The sequence below is a fragment of the Flavobacterium amniphilum genome (assembly GCF_023634845.1).
GTDB classification, from domain to species: domain Bacteria; phylum Bacteroidota; class Bacteroidia; order Flavobacteriales; family Flavobacteriaceae; genus Flavobacterium; species Flavobacterium amniphilum.
In genome coordinates, this window is sequence record NZ_JAMLJL010000002.1 from 77,541 (window position 1) to 96,848 (window position 19,308).

Below are 19,308 nucleotides of genomic sequence, written 5' to 3' on the forward strand. Positions count from 1 at the left end.
AGCATGCCACGAATAACTGCAACCATAGGACATCAGAACTATAAAACCGAGATTACGACCGAAACCAACATTTTAATCGCTGACGAACCCAAGGAAGTGGGCGGTCAGGGACTGGGATTTGCACCAAGGGAATTACTTGCTTCCTCATTAGGCGCCTGCACGGCCATCACCTTAAAGATGTATGCCAACAGAAAAGGCTGGAATTTAGAAGAAGCCAAAGTAGATGTTGAATTCCGTTGGGATAAAGAGAATTTGAAATCGGTTATGGAACGGAAGGTTGAATTGATTGGTGATCTAGACGAAGAACAGAAAGCAAGATTACTGGTAATTGCCAATTCATGTCCGGTGCATAAGATTTTGTCTAATCCGATAGAGATTAGTACTGTTTTAGAGTAAATAGTCCTTAGCTCTTAGTCCTTAGTAACTGGTACGATTAAGATAATTAGTGGTACCAGTTATTCTTTAGTCGATACCATTTAAAGAGTCCTTAGTTCATAGTGCTTAGTTCTTAGTAATGGCTAAAGAATGCTTAATACCACTAAAAAGTCTTTGGTACCACTTACAAAATCATCAATACCAGTTAAAAAGTCTTCGGTACCACTTGACTTCGACAGGCTCAGCCACCGAATATCTACCAATACCACTTAAAAACTATCAGTACCACCTAAAAACTCTCAGTACCACTTAAAAACTATCGGTACCACCTAAAAACTCTCAGTACCACTTAAAAAGTCTTCGGTACCACCTAAAAAATCATCTGTACCACCTAAAAAGTCTTCTGTACCACCTAAAGAATGACCAGTACCACTTAAAAAGTCTTTGGTACCACTTAAAGAATCATCTGTACCACCTAAAGAATGACCAGTACCACTTAAAAAGTCTTCGGTACCACCTAAAGAATCATCTGTACCACTAGAAAAGTCCTTAGTACTTAGCTCTTAGTCCTTAGTATCTACAAAAGAGTGATTGAAATTACTTAAGAATGTTCTATTGTTAGTTATACATTCTCTACCAGGGACTAAGGACTTGGCAATAAGTACTATTTACTAAACAAAAATCCCATCACCTTTTACGGGATGGGATTTAAACTACAACACATTTTCAGAGATGGGGCGACTACAACCTAGTCCACAACTAACTTGGCCGTAAATAATTTTCTTGAATGAATTTTCAGGATATAGATTCCTTTTGGTAAATCCTGATTGATTAAAGAATATTTGTTATTGTTAACGTTTTTAGTTGCATACAATAATTTTCCTTCGGTATTAAAAATCTCAATCTCATCGATTGGGTAATCCGACTGGATGAACGTTTGATTCCCCTTTTGGGTTGGATTTGGATACACGTTCAATCCGTTATCAATTTTGAATTCGTCTTTGCCTAAAGTTGGATTAATCACCTGGAACGTCACACGGTTTGAAACCTCATTGTAAGAATCGTTTGTGAACATCACCATAAAATAATTACCTGTTTGAGTGGGTAATTCGGCCGGAGCAATTACTTTTGAACCTTGTGCCTGACCTTCAAAATACGTATAACTCACTAACGGATTCACATTCGGGTTATCCCCTTCGTGGTAAATACCCAGCCAGTCTTTCACGATACCCGGAGCATCTGTCCATGAAGCCGTAATTTGTTCACCAAGATCATACACCGGTTTATTGATCCAAAGTTCGGTTACAATATCCCCTACTTTAAAAAAGACCTTGTTTCCAACAGGATTGTATCCGTTTTGCAGATAATACTCGGCATAATAGTATCCTTTTGGTAAATTATTGAAGGTTTTTGAACCCGAAGCCGTCGTAACATATTGCCAAGAAGTTGCGGCAACACTTCCGCCCGGTGTAACCCCCATTTTATAAATTCCGATCCAGTCACTTGTTAACTGCGGACCATTACTGAACGTAACCGTTACCGGAGAACCTACGGCATACTCGGCTTGATTTGTACTTAGTGTTGGAACAGGTCCAACATAGAAATACTTTCTTGAAGCGATTTCGGTATAGCCACCATTTGAGAATATTGCGGCAAAATAACGTCCTTTATTAGGTAATCCACTGGCAAAATTAATAAAACCACTCGCACTACCGTTAGTATATTGCCAGGTTTGGGAAGGCGAAGTTGAACCCGGTGTTTGGCCTTCTTTATACAAACCAATCCACGTTGACGTACTCGCAGGAGCATCTGTATAATTGACTTTAATTGGAGCATTTTGTGCATAAGTTGCTGCATCCAAAGTAATTTCGGTATTAACCGTGTTACTTCCCGAGATTGTAAACGATTTCACATCAGACCATGGAGACCATTCCAGATTACGGTCGCGGTATCTTAGTTTTATATAGTATTGACCGTTTGGAAGTGAGTTTGAAGCCAAAGTCATTTTAGTAATATCAACTCCTAAGTTTTGATTCACGGTAGAATCCCTTCTGGTTCCATATTTACCATATAAATTTTCGAAATCTCTATACACCTCTTTTTTAATGATATCAAAGGTAGGCGTTTGTGAAATCAGGAACTGGCTCGTATTCAATAATTCGTTTGTCGTTGTACTGAAAGCCGAACCGTTTACCGTCACAGGCAACGTTACATTAGTTGGGAAATTATTAGTAATGGAAGGTTTCACCGGAGCCGGTTTGTTTTTATAGCGGTGGAATGTATCCATTAACTGATTGTTTTTCCAACGGTCAACACTTCCGATTGAGTAGCTTTCGATATCCATTTTACCGTTAGTTACGTCTATATCAACAATTTGGTAAATCCAGTTACAAATCGTTTTTTGCACGTCGTCGAAATCCTGTTCGGTAGACGAACCCCAGTATTGATCCCAAGCCGTTCCACCCGAGATAATATTGTATGTTGGCGTATTTTTTAACTGGCCTCTGTGGTACAAATGATGGTGCGCTCCGATGTGCATGGCATATTTAGGAGAAGACACCAATAAAGGAACCGCAGTGTTGCGAACCCAGGTAGAAATATCACCTACATATTGTTCCGCCTGATACGGACGGTGGCTTAGGGAGAAAATCCAGTCGACGGTTGTATCTGTATTCGCGGCATTTAGAACCTGTTGCAACCAATTCAATTGAGGAGTTCCTGTGTGCTCTGAACTCAAACTGATAAACAAAACGTTACCCGCCTGTTGGGCGTAGTAATTTTCAGTTCCCGAAGAAATACCTTTATAAGTCAGCTCACTGATGTAAAAATGATCGTAGTACGAATTCATTCCCAAAGTACCATACGTTTCGTGATTACCAACCGTAGTCTGAATTGGAATATTACCCGACAATCCTTTATTTTTTTTAAAGTGAACGTTTTCATAATGATCCAACGTTCCCACATCCACCTGATCACCCACCATGAACGTCATGGCGATATTATCTTCAGGAGAAGAATTGCGACCCCATTTGTCCTTGATTTTACGTTTAGCTGCCGAAACCAAGGAATCATAACGCGGAACGGCTTTCAGCTGATTGTCACCCATGATCAGGAAACGGATATGACCATCGGCAGTGGCAGGCTGACCCGGTAACGGTAATGTTTTGAAAGAGTTAACCGCAGAGTACGAAGTTCCTGTTTTGATGCGGTAATAATACTTTGTGTTCGGTGTAAGATTTGCGACTTTCACACTATGGTAAAAGTAATTTCCGGGATAACCAGAATCAGTAAAAACGTTTGTGTTTCCCGTTACTGTAACATTTAAATTGTTAGAAGTAGTACCATATTCAACGGTGGATTCATTGTTACTTTCCGTTTTCCAGTTTACGTAGATCGAGTTTGGTGTGGCGTTTTGGAGATACGGAAATAAAGTTTGCGCTTTTGACACCATCCCGGCACCGAAAAGCAGTAAAAGCATGTAAATTTTCTTCATTAGTAGCTAGTTTTTAGTTGGTTGCAAAACTACCAATCCCAAACCCCAATGCTTTTAAGGGAATGTTACAGTTGCTTTATGCTTACTCTTCTTAATTGTTAATTTTGTTAAATAATTGTGCTTTCTACCGACTTAACTTTAAATTTCAGCTAAATAAAACAGACACAAATAACTATGAAATTCGATTTAGACAAAACCATTGAAGTTTTAGAACGCACGCCGTTATTGCTTGAAGCCTTATTAAAAAACCTTTCTGATGAATGGAGCCTGAGCAATGAAGGAGAAGAAACCTGGAGTCCTTATGATGTCGTGGGACATTTAATTCATGGAGAAAAAACAGACTGGATCAAACGGCTGGAAATAATACTTGCAGAAGAAGGCAATAAAACATTTGAACCTTTTGACCGTTTTGCCCAATTTGAAGAAAGCAAAGGCAAAACATTAAACCAGCTTTTATCTGAGTTTAAAGAAATACGGAATTATAATCTTCAGATTCTGAGATCTAAAAATATAACGAGTGCTGATTTTACAAAGAAAGGCATGCATCCGGCGTTGGGAGAAGCAACCTTAGTTAATTTACTTTCCACTTGGGTCGTTCATGATCTGAATCATTTATCACAGATTTCGAGGGTAATGGCGAAGCAGTATAAAGAGGAAGTTGGTCCCTGGATTGAATATTTACCGGTTTTAAAATAAAGAAATCCCGCTTTAAGGCGGGATTTTACATTCAGAACAAACCAATACGTAAAAACTTCCATCAGTACTTCCTATATTTACAGGTAAATCTTACAAACTATATTTAATGGATTTTAAAGAAATAATTCCTGACAAAAGCATATCCTTATTTGTTAAAAGCATTTTAGTTTATGAATCGATTGAGGACGAAAAACATAAAACGATCCTCCCCTTTTTCGCCGACGGATATCCCGGTATTATGTATCAGGAAACAACAAACGGGTTACTTGTAAGTCCGCATGAAAAAGAAATGCCTGTATTTTTTCTTTATGGCCAAACCATAAAACCTATTGAACTTATCATGGAAGGCAGTTACAAACTGATTATCATCCAGCTTTACCCATTTGTGCTTCAGAAGTTTTTCGGTTTAGATCCCAAAAGCATTAATGATAACTGTTATAATCTGTTACAACTTGAAATGTCAGAGATTCAGAATACTGTCAGCTCATTAAAAATTGAACCAGATACAACAAATAGAATTCAAACTATTTCCGGTTTTTTACAGACCGTTTTCGAAGAAAAAAAACAACTTCTGGATTATAAAATCAGGCAATCAATTCAATTAATCTTAGATAACAACGGCCAATTAAGCATAAGCGAACTTTGCACAGCAACAGAGTTAAATGAAAGAACGCTGGAAAGAAGATTTTTGAATGAAGTAGGTATTTCTCCCAAACAATTTTCAAGAATTATCCAGTTTCAACAGTCCTTGGAACAATTAACTGAAAAAGATTATGACAAACTGACGGATATTGTTTATTCAAACGGATTTGCAGACCAATCCCATTTTATTAAAGTGTTTAAAGCATTCACAGGTAAAACGCCTAAAGTATTCCTTAAGAATTAGTTTTTTACCGGTTGTCGGTTTTATACTATTTTTTAAAACCGTGAAGAATCAACTTTGTAGTATAATAATTAACTAATATACTATGAAACGACTACTTATGATGATGCTTCTTTTCTATGCATCAGTTCATTCAAATGATCCCGGAAACGGTAAAAAACTATTTGAAAGCAAATGTGCAAGATGCCATGGGAAAGACGGAACCAAAGGTTTGTTTGGAGCAAAGAATCTGCAAAAAAGCAAATTGACCGATGCAGAATATACTAAAGTAATAACTAACGGCATAGCATTTATGCCTGCCTGGAAAAAGAGATTATCAGGAGATCAAATTACAGAAGTCATTCATTATATAAAAGAACTAAAAAAATAAACTATGAAAAATACAGACATTATCCTATTAATTACAACGACATTTTCAGCATTGATGGCTGGTCTTTTTTATGCATATACCTGTTCTGTTAATTTAGGTTTAGGTAAACTTTCGGATATCGAATACATCAAAGCGATGCAATCTATTAACAGGGAAATTCAAAATCCGGTATTCTTCAGTTGCTTTTTTGGAACATTGATTCTGATACCTTTGAGTGCATTTTTGCAATACAACCAACAGGCAACATTTAAAGCATGGCTTTTGCTTACGGCTGCAGTAACTTATGCAATAGGTGTTTTTGGTGTAACCGTTTTCGGAAATGTTCCTTTGAATGAAGCATTGGAAAATTTCAACACAATTGGTGTAGCCAAAGAAGTTATCCAGCATCAGAGAGCACTTTTTGAAACAAAATGGAATTTATTGAATACAGTCAGAACTGTTTTTTCAATATTGACCGTGATGCTATTGATTGCCGCCTGTATGAACCATAGTAAAGTACCGGTAACGGCTTCATAAATCTTACTCCATAAAAAAATCCCGCTTTAAGGCGGGATTTATATTTTTAAGAATACATTTTCTTTCTCATTTCCTGAATTTTTTCATCTTCAAGATATTCGTCGAAAGTCATATAACGGTCAATTACGCCGTTTGGTGTAATTTCAAGAATTCTGTTAGCAACAGTTTGTGCAAATTCGTGGTCATGCGTTGTGAACAATACAGAACCTTTAAAGTTTTTCAATGAATTATTGAAAGCTGTGATCGATTCCAAATCTAAGTGATTCGTTGGTTCGTCCAGCATTAAAACATTGGCACGCAACATCATCATTCTGGAAAGCATACAACGTACTTTTTCACCTCCTGATAATACGCGTCCTGTTTTCAAAGCTTCTTCACCGGAGAAAATCATTTTTCCTAAGAAACCGCGAACATAAACTTCATCTCTCTCTTCTTCTGTTTTAGCCCATTGACGTAACCAGTCAACTAGCGTTAAATCATTTTCAAAGAAACTATGATTATCACCAGGCAAATACGATTGATTTGTAGTAATACCCCAATCGAAAGTACCTGAATCAGGTGTTAGGTTACCATTTAAAACCTCATAGAAAGCTGTTGTAGCACGTGAATCTCTTGAGAAAACAACGATTTTATCGCCTTTGGCCATGTTTAAATCCACATTTTTGAAAAGCACTTCGCCATCAACAGAAGCAGATAAATCCTGAACATTTAAAATCTGATCACCGGCTTCACGTTCCTGATCAAAAATGATCGCAGGATAACGGCGGCTTGAAGGCTTGATTTCACCGATATTTAATTTTTCAATCATTTTTTTACGTGAAGTAGCTTGCTTTGATTTTGCTACGTTCGCGCTGAAACGACGGATGAATTCTTCTAATTCAGCTTTTTTCTCTTCCGCCTTTTTGTTTTGCTGAGCTCTTTGTTTAGCTGCTAACTGAGAAGATTCATACCAGAAAGTATAGTTACCCGAGTAATGGTTGATTTTTCCGAAGTCGATATCTGATACATGCGTACAAACCGCATCCAGAAAGTGACGATCGTGCGATACCACCAATACTGTATTTTCATAATTTGCAAGGAAGTTTTCCAACCAACCGATGGTTTCAAAATCCAAGTCGTTTGTAGGCTCATCCATGATCAAAACATCAGGATTTCCGAATAAAGCCTGAGCCAAAAGGACACGGACTTTCAGTTTTCCTTCCATTTCACTCATCAAAGTATAATGGTAATCCGCAGAAATCCCTAGATTAGATAGTAATGTTGCAGCATCAGAATCAGCATTCCATCCGTTCATTTCCTCAAACTGCACTTGCAATTCTCCAATTCTGTCTACTTTATCATCAGAATAATCTGCATACAGATCATCCATTTCTTTTTTAACAGCAAATAATGTTTTGTTCCCCATTAAAACGGTTTCCAAAACTGTATGTTCGTCAAACATATTGTGGTTCTGGTTCAAAACCGACATACGTTTTCCAGGCTCAAGAATAACACGCCCTGAAGTTGGATCAATATCTCCCGAAAGGATTTTAAGGAAAGTAGATTTTCCGGCACCGTTAGCACCGATAATTCCGTAGCAGTTACCTTGGGTAAAAGTTACGTTTACTTCATCAAATAAAATTCGTTTACCAAATTGAACCGATAAATTAGAAACTGTAAGCATTTATTTATTTTTTAAAAAGTGATGCAAAAGTAAGCAATAGTAAGCAGTTTTCTATTAAGAGTTTATAGTTTTTTCCATATTGGATAAATATTCAATTATATAGTTTTCAATTATTAAAAAAAGCCGTTAAAAACACCATTCCGGTTACACATTGCAATCAAACCGGATACAAATTAAAGCATTAAAAGGCAATTATTTGTACTATTTTTCTTTCTTTATATTTAAAAAATTAACTGTTTCTTTGCAACAGCTGTTAAGATATTCCCAATACTCTTGGAAGTACGGGAACTTTAACTGTACATTAACAGCCTTATATGCTTTATAAAAATATATTTGCTTATCATAATTTAGATTAGAATGATTGCCTATTTGAAAAAATTACAATTTCTTTTGCCCATTATCAGCCCAATCCTCGTGACTTCATGTGCGAGAGTCTTCCATGACAATGATTACAAGGCTTATTTTGGGGGTGAGATTATTAACCCTAATTCGAAGAACGTCTTCTTGTGCCGTGATAATGAAATTATCGATACAATCGAATTAGACAAAAACAATCGTTTTTTTACCGAGTATGATTCCCTTACACCTGGCATGTATACTTTTAAACATGAGCCGGAATACCAGTATATTTATTTTGGGAAAAACGACAGTTTGATGATTCGTCTGAACACACACGAATTTGACAACTCACTGACTTTTTGCGGACGTGGTGATGAAAAAAACAACTTCCTGATTGAACTATTCCTGAAAAACGAAGACGATAAAAATGCAGGATTTGACATTTACGATTACGATCTGAAAAAATTCGAGAATAAAATTGATGCCGATTTCAAAGAAAAAAATGCTTTCTACGAAAGACGCAAAGAAGACATCAATTGGGATGAGGATTTTGATGTATATGCAAAATCTATGCTGGAAATGCCGTATCTCGCCCAAAAAGAAGTGTATCCATTAGCACATAAATTCAGAACAGGTCAGGAAGTTTGCAAAATCCTTCCTAAAGATTATTATGCTTTCCGTAAAAATATTGATTTCAATAATGAGAAACTGACACATTTTTCTCCTTTTGTTCGTTACCTGACTTCCATGATGAATAATGTAACCTGCAGCAAGGACGGAAACAATAAATCATTGGAAAACAATATTAAAAAACTGGATGTAGCCGATTCAATTTTTACCAATCAGAAGATCAAAAATGCTGTTTTAAACAACATTGCCTTTATGTATATGCTGGAAGACCAGAATATGCTGAACAATAAGAAATTCCTGGATAAATATTTCAAATTGTGTACTGATAAGGAAAAACAAAAAGAAATCAAAAAAATTGCAGAAGCCACACAAACCATGTCACCGGGAAAACCACTACAAAAAGTTGGTTTAATCAACCCAAAAGGCGAAAAAGTAGATTTCAATTCCATATTAAAGCAAAACACAGTGGTTTATTTCTGGACATCCGAGGCCCAATCACACATGGAATCTGTGCATAAAAGAGCCTCTGAATTAAAAGCCAAATATCCGGATTGGGATTTCATTGCAGTTAATATTGATGACACCAATGAAACATGGAAGGCTACTTTACACAAATACAATCTTTCAGAAAACGAACTACACGCTGTAGATTTCAAGGAAATAAAAGACAAATGGGTTATTACTAAAATCCACCGCGCCATGCTGATCAATGTTGACGGAACCATCAACAACGGCTTTGTCAGTCTTTTTGATGCCAGTTTCGACAAATACTTAATGAAGAAATAATTAAAACAAACAGTCATAAAAAAAGCGTTCAGGATTTCTGAACGCTTTTTTATATTATGGGCTACAAAATTATTTGTTTCCTTTTTCGTAATCAGCAATAAATTGAGCGATTCCGATATCTGTTAATGGATGCTTCAGCAAACCAGTGATTGCAGATAATGGTCCTGTCATTACATCAGCACCAATTTTAGCACAGTTTACAATATGCATAGTATGACGAACAGAAGCTGCTAAGATTTCAGTTTCAAAACCATAGTTATCATAAATATCACGAATTTCCTGAATCAAATTCAATCCGTCTGTAGACACATCATCCAAACGTCCTAAGAAAGGAGAAACATAACTAGCTCCTGCTTTAGCCGCTAATAAAGCCTGTCCTGCAGAAAACACTAAAGTCACGTTTGTTCTGATTCCGCGGTCTGAAAAATATTTACATGCTTTCACACCTTCTTTTGTCATTGGTAATTTTACAACGATTTGCTCGTGTAATTCTGCCAATTCCTCACCTTCTTTAACCATTCCTTCAAAATCAAGTGCATTTACTTCAGCACTTACATCACCGTCAACAATGTTACAAATGTCAACATAATGTTTTAAAATATTATTAGTCCCGGTAATTCCTTCTTTTGCCATCAATGAAGGATTAGTCGTTACTCCGTCAAGAATTCCTAACGCCTGTGCTTCCTTAATTTGATCTAAATTGGCTGTGTCAATAAAAAATTTCATCTGTATGTATTTAAAAAAGTTGTGTTTTAAAGGTTACTATTATTTGGGCGTGTCCCTTTGGGCCGGGCTATCCACTACAATCTTTTTAACACGTCCGTGATTAAAAAGGATTTTCGCTTCTATCCCTCACGCGGACGCAAAATTACAATTTATAATTATCTTTTCGAATTTAATTCGCGTAATTCATCTTTAATTTCATTCAATAAATCCTTTATCTCTTGGTGATTTTCCTCCATTAAATTGATGCGGTTAAGTGCTTTTGTAAAATTTCTGATAAAAAACCACAAGATACCTAAAAATAATACTCCTAAAATTACAGAGAAGAATTGTTGTATATATCTTATAATTTATAATGATTCATCAGCATTTTTTCGTACACTTTATCCGGTAATGCTCTTTTCAAAACAATCGAGAATTTCTGCATGAAAGCTCCCACTTTATAATGCACCTTCGGATTGGGAGTTTGAATAATTTTATAAATCGCTCCGGCCATTTCCTCCGGATTACTGCCACTGTCTACATGTGTGTTCATTTCGTTTAATGTATTTCCGTAAGGAACTTCATAAACCGAACCTTTAATTACAGGTGCATGATAACGTCCGGCTGCGATATTTGTAGCAAAATCTCCGGGAGCTACATTCGTAATCTTAATGCCAAATTGTTTGGTTTCCATACGTAAAGCTTCGGTAATTAATTCCAGTGCACCTTTTGACGCCGAATAAATCCCTCTATACGGAAGTCCCATGTAACCGGCGATAGATGTGATATTGATAATCAAGCCTGATTTTTGGTTACGCATATGCGGCAAAACGGCCTTCATTACTTCAATTGGTCCGAATAGATTAGTCTCAAAGTTGTTTTTTATTTCATCAGTCGGAATTTCTTCAATCGGACCGGTAATTCCAACACCGGCATTGTTGATCACAACATCAACCCTACCCGATTTAGTTATAATTTCAGCAACTGCTGCCTGAATAGATTCTGCATTACGCACATCCAAAGCAATCAATGGAAATACTGAACCGGTAACTTTTTCCGGATTTCTGCTTGTACCGTAAACGGTAAAGCCTTTTTGGTGTAAAAATTCACCAATCGATTTTCCAATTCCTGATGAACCTCCTGTTATTAATACTACTTGACTCATTTTATATTTTTTTAAAGCATTGAAATTCCCAAACCGGGCTTTTCTGATAATTGAATTTTTCCGTTTATAATTTTACTTCCATCGGCTATATCATTAGCTATTAAATTAGCTCCGTCTAAGTCTGCATAATCAGCTAATGGAGCTAAAAACGCTCCGGCTGAAATCCCTACGGTTGATTCGGTCATACAACCAATCATTATTTTAAAGTCCAAGTCCCTGGCCGTTTTTATAAGTTCCAATGCCGGCGTTAAACCGCCACATTTGACCAATTTTATATTGACACTTTTATAATGCGGTTGCAAAGAACGTAAATTTTCAATAGTCTGACAATCTTCATCAGCCATCCAATTTGCATGCAAATTTCTGTTTAATATTGAATAATATCCTATTGGCATCGGCTGTTCGATATAGGTAAACTGTGCTGAATCAATATTTTGCTGCAGTTTACCACAGTCGATTTCGGTAAAACTCCCATTTGAATCCAAAGCTATTGATTGTTCTAATTCAGAAAACCGACGGATTATTTTTTCATCAAAACCTTTGCATTTAACCTTGAAATTAGACCAATTGGATTTTTTAATCTTTTCAATTTGCTCATCAATAGACGCCACACTTATGGTTATGGAAGAATCCGGCAAGTGATTTGGTCTGATTTTATTGAGTTCCAAAAAATTTTTATTCTCCAATTTACCGAATAAATCCCAGTAGGCACAATCCAGGGCAGATGTTAAAAAACTGGATAAATTTAATTTCAATAAAAAACTGTAAAATTCTAAAGGATAGAGCATTTTACTTGACTCAATTAAAGTCTTACTTAAGTTTAATTGATTCATAAGATCATTTAAATCGATCCCATAATAATCAATGGAAGTACATTCACCGTACCCAGTAAATCCGTAATGTGAAAGAGAAATGATAAGCGCTTCCCGATGTGTATAATTTCCATACGAAATAGAAAAAGTCTCTTTGAGTTGTAAGGTAACAATCTGCCAGTTTAATTGCATTGGGAATTTTTGCCTTAAAAATAAAAAATCCCGAACAATCGGGACCACAAATTCTGAATTACTTTAAGAAAAAAAATGGCAAGCTACCTACATCGCACCGCTACAACCGCATACCTTTGCTGTGTTCCCACCCTGGAGGAGTCTGCAGGAGCTGGTCGTGTAGGACTTGCCGCTGCAAATATACAATCTTTTTGTATTTTTGCAAGCGTATTTGTTAATGTAAAACTCCTTTGTATATTGTATTCGAAAAATAATTCATAATGAAAAAATATAACTTATTAGCATTCACTTCATTAGTATTGCTTCTAACCAACTGTGCAGGTGATAAAAAAAATTTATTTTCTATCGATGATTCTAAATTTAAACTGATATACCATCAAAATGACAATGTGTCTTTATTGGTAAAGAACAAAAAAGACAAGACAATTGATTCAGTTGTTTACTTCAATGGTGAAAAAAGAATTGGATCGGTAAAAGGAAATACTGCTTTCAATTATAGTCTGAAAGAACAAAAATTAGGTTATCAAAGTCTGAAAGCCGTTATTTACTTTGAAGGTGATTCAACTAAAACGGAAGAATCCAGAATTGAATTAGTCTCACATATTGAACCAAAATTACTGGATTATACCATTTTAAACACTTACCCACACGATATCAAAGCATATACCCAAGGCTTGGAATTCCACAAGGATACTTTATTTGAAGGAACCGGAAACGGTGCAGGAAACGGAACAGGTCTGCGCGGCGTGTCCAGTTTAAGAAAAACCGATTATAAAACCGGAAAAGTCCTGAAAAAAGTAGAATTAGGGGTTGATTATTTCGGTGAAGGAATTACCGTACTTAATAATAAGGTTTACCAATTAACATGGTTGAATAATGAAGGCTATGTTTATAATGCCGATACATTTAAAAAAGAGAAAACTTTCAAATACTTCAAAAAAATGGAAGGATGGGGTTTAACGAATGATGGTAAGAACTTATATCAAAGTGACGGAACAGAAAGAATCACGTTACTGAATCCTGAAACATTTCAGGAAGTTGATTTCATAAATGTATATACTGCCAATAATAAAATTAAAGCCGTAAACGAATTAGAATGGATTGACGGTAAAATTTATGCAAATATTTACCAAATGGACGCACTGGCTATTATTGACCCTAAATCAGGTGCAGTTGAAGCTGTAATTGATTTATCAAAATTAAAAAGTAAAGTCACACAACATCCTGATGTCGATGTTTTAAACGGAATCGCTTATAATCCAAAGACAAAAACGATTTTTGTAACGGGAAAAAACTGGGATAAAATGTTTGAGATTAAAATTAACCATTAATTTTTTTATCTTCCCTCCCAACCTTTTTATATCAAATGGTCTCTATGTAAATATAGACCATTTTTATTTTATAAGCTATGAGAAAACTACAACTATCGATACCGGAACCCTGTCACGAAAACTGGGTTAAAATGACTCCCGTTGAAAAAGGAAAATTTTGTGCAGCCTGTCAGAAAAATGTTATTGATTTTTCAAAATCAACCGACAGGGAAATCATCAATGCATATCAAAAGGATAAAAATTTATGTGGACGATTTTTAAACACACAATTAGACAGGGAATTGATAATTCCAAAAGAAAGAAAATCTGTTTGGCTGGCTTCCCTATTCTTCGGAATGATTTCATTATTCGATACTAAAGTAAATGCTCAGGAAAAACCAAAAACGGAACAAACTGATGCAAAAAACCTTAATTCCGGGAAGTCTACAACTGAAATAAAAACACAAAACGAAAGAAAGACAATCACTGGAATTGTAAGTGATGCAACCGGGCCAATTCCTGGAGCAAATATTATCGTACAAGGTACAACCAGAGGTGTTCAATCTAATTTCGACGGAACCTACAGTATAAATGCGGAAGAAGGTGAAAGATTGGTTTATTCTTTTATGGGAATGAAGGAAATCACAAAAACAGTTGGTAAATCAACTGTAATAAATGCTGTTTTGCCAGACGACAATAGCTTCTTAACAACAGGATTAGTAATCACTGGAGAAATTAACGAACCAAGAAAAAGACCGTATACCGAAAGAGCTTACCGTGTTGTTGAAACTTGGTTTGAATATTAATACAACATTCCTAATTATGAAAAGATTACATTTATCCATACCGGAACCCTGTCACGAAAACTGGCAACAAATGACACCTGCTGAAAAAGGAAGATTTTGTGCAGCCTGCCAGAAAAATGTGCATGATTTTACAAAGTCAACTGACAGAGAAATTATTAAGGCTTATGAAAAAGACCAAAAATTGTGTGGTCGTTTTTTGAATACACAATTAGACAGAGAATTAATGATTCCGAGAAAAAGAAAATCGTTGTGGTTGGCTTCAGTGTTTTTGGGAATGATTTCTATGTGGAATACTAAAGCAAATGCTCAGGAAAAACCAAAAACAGAACAAAATGATACCAAAAACTTGGATTCCGGAAAATCTGATACTAATATAAAATCACAAGGAGCAGAAAAAACAATTACAGGAACCGTAAGTGATGCAACTGGTCCAATTCCTCTAGCAAATATTGTAGTGCAAGGAACTACAAGAGGTGTAGAGGCTGATTTCGAAGGAAAATACAGTATTGTAGTTAAAGAAGGTGAAAAACTGACATTCTCCTTTATGGGCATGGAAGATATTACCAAAACAATTAACAGTCAATCATCCATTATAAATGTACTTCTGAAAGACGAAATTACTGACAAACATATAATTCAGGTTGTCGGTGGTTACCCAATCAGACGCAGTACCAATTTTATAGAAAGAGCTTACCGTGTAGTGGAAACTTGGTTTGAAGAATAATAAACAGATGAAAAAATTACAACTATATATACCAGAACCCTGCCACGAAAACTGGCAACAAATGACACCTGCTGAAAAAGGAAGATTTTGTGGAGCCTGCCAGAAAAATGTGCATGATTTTACAAAGTCAACTGACAGAGAAATCATAAATGCATACGAAAAGGATAAAAATTTATGTGGACGTTTTCTCAACACACAATTAGACCGGGATTTAATTATTCCGAAAGAACGAAAATCAGTTTGGCTGGCTTCAGTGTTTTTTGGATTTATTTTTCTAATATCGAGCAAGACTATAGCACAAGGCAAACCAAGAATAGAATCAACAAAAATCAAAAACGATAATACAAGAAGTACAGTAACAAAATCTGAGAATAGGACGCTTAAAAAATTAGTTACTGGTACAGTAAATGATAATATAGGACCTTTACCAGGAGCAGTTATTTCTGTTAAAGGAACTAACCTAAAAACCGAAACCAGCTTTGACGGCAAATACAGTATTATGGTTAAAGAAGGAGATGCATTAATTTTTTTCTTTAAAGGAATGAATGATGTAACCAAAATCATCAGTACTTCAAATATTATGAATGTAAAAATGACGGATAATTATTCCGGTGCAACAGAAGAAAAAATCATAAGAACCGGTGGAATAAAAAGAAAAAAGAAACTATAATTTGTTAGTATAAAAAAACGGGCATTTGCCCGTTTTTTTATACATCTTCAGTACCTATTATTTTTTTACTTCGTAACGGGATGTTTTCTCGTTGTAAGCGTATTTAGTAGATTTTGTTTTGTTTTTCAGCAAAAACTCTCCATTTGGCAACAATTGGAATTCAAATCCTTCACTTCTCTTCTTGTATTGGGTTTCAGAAGCTGTCTTTAATTTATCAAGGAAAACAATTTCCTGAACTTCAACAGCCTTTTGGGTATTTCCAATCAATAACGTTTTTGTTGCAGGATTCCACAATTGATTTTCAGTTACGGCTGCTGTTTCTTTTTTAAGTTTTGTATCTGTTTTTACCGTTTCATTCCAAGTTACACAGTAGAAAGTATTGGTTTTAACTTTAACAGGAGTAATTTTTACATTCGCAGGATTAAAATCGGTACGGCTTTTAGTTAACAGCATGCTGTCTTTTGCCACAACCAGAAATAAATCTTTCTTTTTATTATAGGCAACAGACGCGTCACCGGATTTAGCAAGGACTCCGGCTGAAGCGGAAGCAGTTGAGGCTTTCTTTTTTTTCTTTTGTCCGTAAGATAAACTCACCGACAATACCATTAATAGTAGTGCAATTTTTTTCATTGTTTATAAGTTATTTGGTTTGCCAAGATATTAAAAATATCTTACCAAAAACAAAAATCACGCCAAAAAAAGCGTGATTGATTTTATTCTGCAATTGCATTCAACAAAAGCTGCGCGGTAGCTTCATTTGTAGCCAATGGTACATTGTGTACATCACAAATCCTTATCAGCATATTGATATCCGGTTCGTGTGGATGACTGCTCATCGGATCTTTGAAAAACAAAACCATTTTGCATTTTCCTTCAGCAACCCGGGCTGCAATTTGAGCATCACCTCCCATTGGACCACTCAGTAATTTCTTTACTTTGATCCCTGCTCCTTCCGCTTTACTTCCGGTAGTGCCGGTAGCTATGATTTTAATATTTTCTTTATGTAATATTTCGATGTTTTTATTTAAAAACTGCACCATATCGGCTTTTTTACCGTCATGTGCGATTATGGCAATTTCCATGATTATTTGTTTAAAACGTGATATTCGATTAACCCGTCTATAGGTCGGCGTAACACATTACCCAACTGGATTTTGTGTTTGTCCAAAACACTTTGCAATTCATCTTTTAAATAGAACGCAATCGAACCGATGAAATGCACAGGAACTTCTTTATAATTATCAAATTGTTTGATATAATTTTCGACAAATGATTCCATTTCTTCAAAAATATACTGACGGCAAAATTCGGTGTCTTTGTGTTTGATCAGGAATTTTGCAAAAGTGGCCAAATACGCATTCGGATTGGGTTCTTTGTACAAATTATGTTTCACCGGATCCGGTTCAACATTATAGGTCGTTTCAAATTCCTGAGCCAGATCAGCCGGCATCTTGTTGAAATAATAACCTCTCAATAAATGACGTCCGAAACGGTTTCCGGAGCAGTCATCCATAGCGATATAACCTAACGACTGTACTTTTTGGTGCAAAACATGGCCGTCAAAATAACTGCAATTTGAGCCTGTTCCCAAAATACTTACTATAGCCTTTTCACCTTTAGGCGTTGTGGCAAAAACCGCAGCATAGGTATCTTCATGCACCGTTACGGCCGCATTGGGGAAATATTCCTGAAAAACCTGAGTCAGGAAAATCTTCATGCGGTCTGTTCCACAACCTGCACCATAAAAAAACAAACTGGAAACCTGATTCTTATTATGAGAGATATCAAAACGGTCTTCCAGACGGTTGATAATTTCATCTTTTGACAATACTTCCGGGTTTAATCCCAAAGATTGAGTGGTAAACAATACCTTTCCGGCATCATCAATGGCAATCCAGTCGGCCTTAGTAGAACCGCTATCTACGAGTAATTTCATTAGTAAGTTTGAGTTTGAATTGCGAACCTAGCCCTGATGGAAGCGGCATCCTTTTTTGTGGTCATTGAGGTTCTCGAAATGACCACAAAAAAGATACAGCGGACAGCAGGAATAGCTCCAAAAAAAATTATAAAAAAACCCGTTAATACAACGACTAACGGGATTATAAAGATATCAAATTATTTTAAACCTGAAACGTGTACGGCCAAATCGATTAATTTGCTTGAATACCCGTATTCGTTATCATACCAGGAAACCAGTTTGAAGAACGTTGAGTTCAATCCGATTCCGGCGTGGGCGTCAACAACTGAAGTACGTGAATCACCGATGAAATCTTGAGAAACAACATCATCTTCCGTAAAACCCAAGATACCTTTCATTGAAGTTTCCGAAGCATTTTTTAGCACGTTCATGATTTCTTCATAGGTTGTTTCTTTCTCCAATTTAACGGTTAAATCAACAACTGAAACATCGGCTACAGGCACACGCATTGACATTCCGGTTAATTTTCCGTTTAATTCAGGGATCACTTTTCCAACCGCTTTAGCAGCACCGGTTTGAGACGGAATGATATTTAATAAAGCTGCACGTCCACCACGGAAATCCTTGCGTGAAGGTCCGTCAACGGTTAACTGGGTTGCAGTTGTTGCATGAATTGTAGTCATTAAACCTTCCACGATTCCGAAATTATCGTTAATCACTTTTGCCAAAGGCGCCAGACAGTTTGTTGTACATGAAGCGTTTGAAACGATAGTATCGGCAGCTGTTGCTTTTTCGTGGTTGACACCCATCACAAACATTGGCGCATCTGCTGAAGGCGCTGAAATTACTACCTTTTTCGCACCACCTTTGATGTGTGCATTGGCCGTTTCCAAAGTAGTGAAGATACCGGTACATTCTGCTACCACATCTACTTCCACATCTGCGTCGTCCCATTTGATCAAGGTTGGATCTTTCTCAGCAGTAACACGGATGTACTTATCGTTAACGTATAATTTTCCGTCGATAACTTCCACTTTTCCGTTGAAACGGCCGTGAACTGAGTCGTATTTTAATAAGTATGCTAAATGGTTTACATCTAATAAATCGTTGATTGCCGTAACTTCTACATTATCTCTGTTGAAAGTTTCTCTAAACACAATTCTCCCGATACGGCCGAAACCGTTAATTCCTAATTTTACTTTCATATTCATATTCTTTAGACTTTAAGCGGTATTTACTTAAAGTTATTATTTAA

19 protein-coding genes and 1 other RNA gene are annotated in these 19,308 nt (G+C 36.1%); 10 read left to right on the forward strand and 10 right to left on the reverse strand.

Features of this window, described 5'->3' with window-relative positions; all coding sequences use genetic code 11:
- Positions 1–3: 3 nt before the first annotated feature.
- Positions 4–396, forward strand: a complete 393-nt coding sequence (locus tag NAT51_RS02175) for an OsmC family protein (protein WP_250594657.1) — start codon at positions 4–6, stop codon at positions 394–396.
- A gap of 727 nt (positions 397–1,123) precedes the next feature.
- Here NAT51_RS02175 and NAT51_RS02180 read toward each other — a convergent pair.
- Positions 1,124–3,868: a fibronectin type III domain-containing protein gene (locus NAT51_RS02180; protein WP_250594659.1), complete on the reverse strand. Its 2,745-nt coding sequence runs from the start codon at positions 3,866–3,868 to the stop codon at positions 1,124–1,126.
- A 174-nt stretch (positions 3,869–4,042) separates the two neighbouring features.
- Here NAT51_RS02180 and NAT51_RS02185 point away from each other — a divergent pair, with 174 nt between their 5' ends.
- The 4 genes from NAT51_RS02185 (at position 4,043) to NAT51_RS02200 (ending at position 6,333) form a co-directional block, all read left to right on the forward strand.
- Positions 4,043–4,564, forward strand: coding sequence for a DinB family protein (locus NAT51_RS02185; RefSeq protein WP_250594661.1), 522 nt, complete (start codon positions 4,043–4,045; stop codon positions 4,562–4,564).
- Between the two features lie 106 nt (positions 4,565–4,670).
- Positions 4,671–5,450, forward strand: a complete 780-nt coding sequence (locus tag NAT51_RS02190; protein WP_250594663.1) for a helix-turn-helix domain-containing protein — start codon at positions 4,671–4,673, stop codon at positions 5,448–5,450.
- Between the two features lie 82 nt (positions 5,451–5,532).
- Positions 5,533–5,817 carry a c-type cytochrome gene (locus tag NAT51_RS02195; protein ID WP_250594665.1) on the forward strand — a complete coding sequence of 95 codons (285 nt, stop codon included), beginning with the start codon at positions 5,533–5,535 and terminating at the stop codon, positions 5,815–5,817.
- A 3-nt stretch (positions 5,818–5,820) separates the two neighbouring features.
- Positions 5,821–6,333 carry an anthrone oxygenase family protein gene (locus NAT51_RS02200; protein ID WP_250594667.1) on the forward strand — a complete coding sequence of 171 codons (513 nt, stop codon included), beginning with the start codon at positions 5,821–5,823 and terminating at the stop codon, positions 6,331–6,333.
- Between the two features lie 46 nt (positions 6,334–6,379).
- On the opposite strand, the gene NAT51_RS02205 is transcribed toward NAT51_RS02200, so the two are convergent.
- Complete coding sequence (locus NAT51_RS02205; protein WP_250594669.1) at positions 6,380–7,996, reverse strand: ABC-F family ATP-binding cassette domain-containing protein; 1,617 nt, start codon at positions 7,994–7,996, stop codon at positions 6,380–6,382.
- A 357-nt stretch (positions 7,997–8,353) separates the two neighbouring features.
- On the opposite strand from NAT51_RS02205, the gene NAT51_RS02210 reads away from it, so the two are divergent.
- A complete protein-coding gene (locus tag NAT51_RS02210; protein ID WP_250594671.1) occupies positions 8,354–9,751 on the forward strand; it encodes a TlpA family protein disulfide reductase in 1,398 nt (465 codons plus the stop codon).
- Between the two features lie 69 nt (positions 9,752–9,820).
- On the opposite strand, the gene fsa is transcribed toward NAT51_RS02210, so the two are convergent.
- From fsa to ffs, 4 genes are all read right to left on the reverse strand, one after another.
- On the reverse strand, positions 9,821–10,477 hold the full coding sequence (fsa, locus tag NAT51_RS02215; protein ID WP_250594673.1) for a fructose-6-phosphate aldolase: 657 nt from the start codon (positions 10,475–10,477) through the stop codon (positions 9,821–9,823).
- A 340-nt stretch (positions 10,478–10,817) separates the two neighbouring features.
- A complete protein-coding gene (locus NAT51_RS02220) occupies positions 10,818–11,621 on the reverse strand; it encodes an SDR family oxidoreductase (RefSeq protein ID WP_250594675.1) in 804 nt (267 codons plus the stop codon).
- Positions 11,622–11,632: 11 nt separating this feature from the next.
- Positions 11,633–12,625 (reverse strand): enolase C-terminal domain-like protein, encoded by a 993-nt coding sequence (locus NAT51_RS02225; protein WP_250594677.1) that lies wholly within the window; start codon positions 12,623–12,625, stop codon positions 11,633–11,635.
- Between the two features lie 73 nt (positions 12,626–12,698).
- Positions 12,699–12,797, reverse strand: an RNA gene (ffs, locus tag NAT51_RS02230) — signal recognition particle sRNA small type.
- Positions 12,798–12,885: 88 nt separating this feature from the next.
- Here ffs and NAT51_RS02235 point away from each other — a divergent pair.
- From NAT51_RS02235 to NAT51_RS02250, 4 genes are all read left to right on the forward strand, one after another.
- Entirely contained in the window at positions 12,886–13,956 is a 1,071-nt protein-coding gene (locus tag NAT51_RS02235; protein ID WP_250594679.1) for a glutaminyl-peptide cyclotransferase, read from the forward strand.
- A 77-nt stretch (positions 13,957–14,033) separates the two neighbouring features.
- Positions 14,034–14,741 (forward strand): carboxypeptidase-like regulatory domain-containing protein, encoded by a 708-nt coding sequence (locus NAT51_RS02240; protein WP_250594681.1) that lies wholly within the window; start codon positions 14,034–14,036, stop codon positions 14,739–14,741.
- A gap of 16 nt (positions 14,742–14,757) precedes the next feature.
- Positions 14,758–15,465 (forward strand): carboxypeptidase-like regulatory domain-containing protein, encoded by a 708-nt coding sequence (locus tag NAT51_RS02245; RefSeq protein WP_250594683.1) that lies wholly within the window; start codon positions 14,758–14,760, stop codon positions 15,463–15,465.
- A gap of 7 nt (positions 15,466–15,472) precedes the next feature.
- A complete protein-coding gene (locus tag NAT51_RS02250; RefSeq protein ID WP_250594685.1) occupies positions 15,473–16,135 on the forward strand; it encodes a carboxypeptidase-like regulatory domain-containing protein in 663 nt (220 codons plus the stop codon).
- A gap of 57 nt (positions 16,136–16,192) precedes the next feature.
- On the opposite strand, the gene NAT51_RS02255 is transcribed toward NAT51_RS02250, so the two are convergent.
- From NAT51_RS02255 to gap, 4 genes are all read right to left on the reverse strand, one after another.
- Positions 16,193–16,765, reverse strand: coding sequence for a hypothetical protein (locus NAT51_RS02255; protein ID WP_250594686.1), 573 nt, complete (start codon positions 16,763–16,765; stop codon positions 16,193–16,195).
- Positions 16,766–16,848: 83 nt separating this feature from the next.
- The gene (locus NAT51_RS02260; RefSeq protein WP_250594688.1) at positions 16,849–17,217 is read right to left on the reverse strand and encodes a methylglyoxal synthase; all 369 of its coding nucleotides are present in this window, start codon (positions 17,215–17,217) and stop codon (positions 16,849–16,851) included.
- A 2-nt stretch (positions 17,218–17,219) separates the two neighbouring features.
- Positions 17,220–18,071: a BadF/BadG/BcrA/BcrD ATPase family protein gene (locus NAT51_RS02265; RefSeq protein WP_250594690.1), complete on the reverse strand. Its 852-nt coding sequence runs from the start codon at positions 18,069–18,071 to the stop codon at positions 17,220–17,222.
- Between the two features lie 179 nt (positions 18,072–18,250).
- Positions 18,251–19,258 (reverse strand): type I glyceraldehyde-3-phosphate dehydrogenase, encoded by a 1,008-nt coding sequence (gene gap, locus NAT51_RS02270; protein ID WP_250594692.1) that lies wholly within the window; start codon positions 19,256–19,258, stop codon positions 18,251–18,253.
- Between the last annotated feature and the right edge of the window lie 50 nt (positions 19,259–19,308).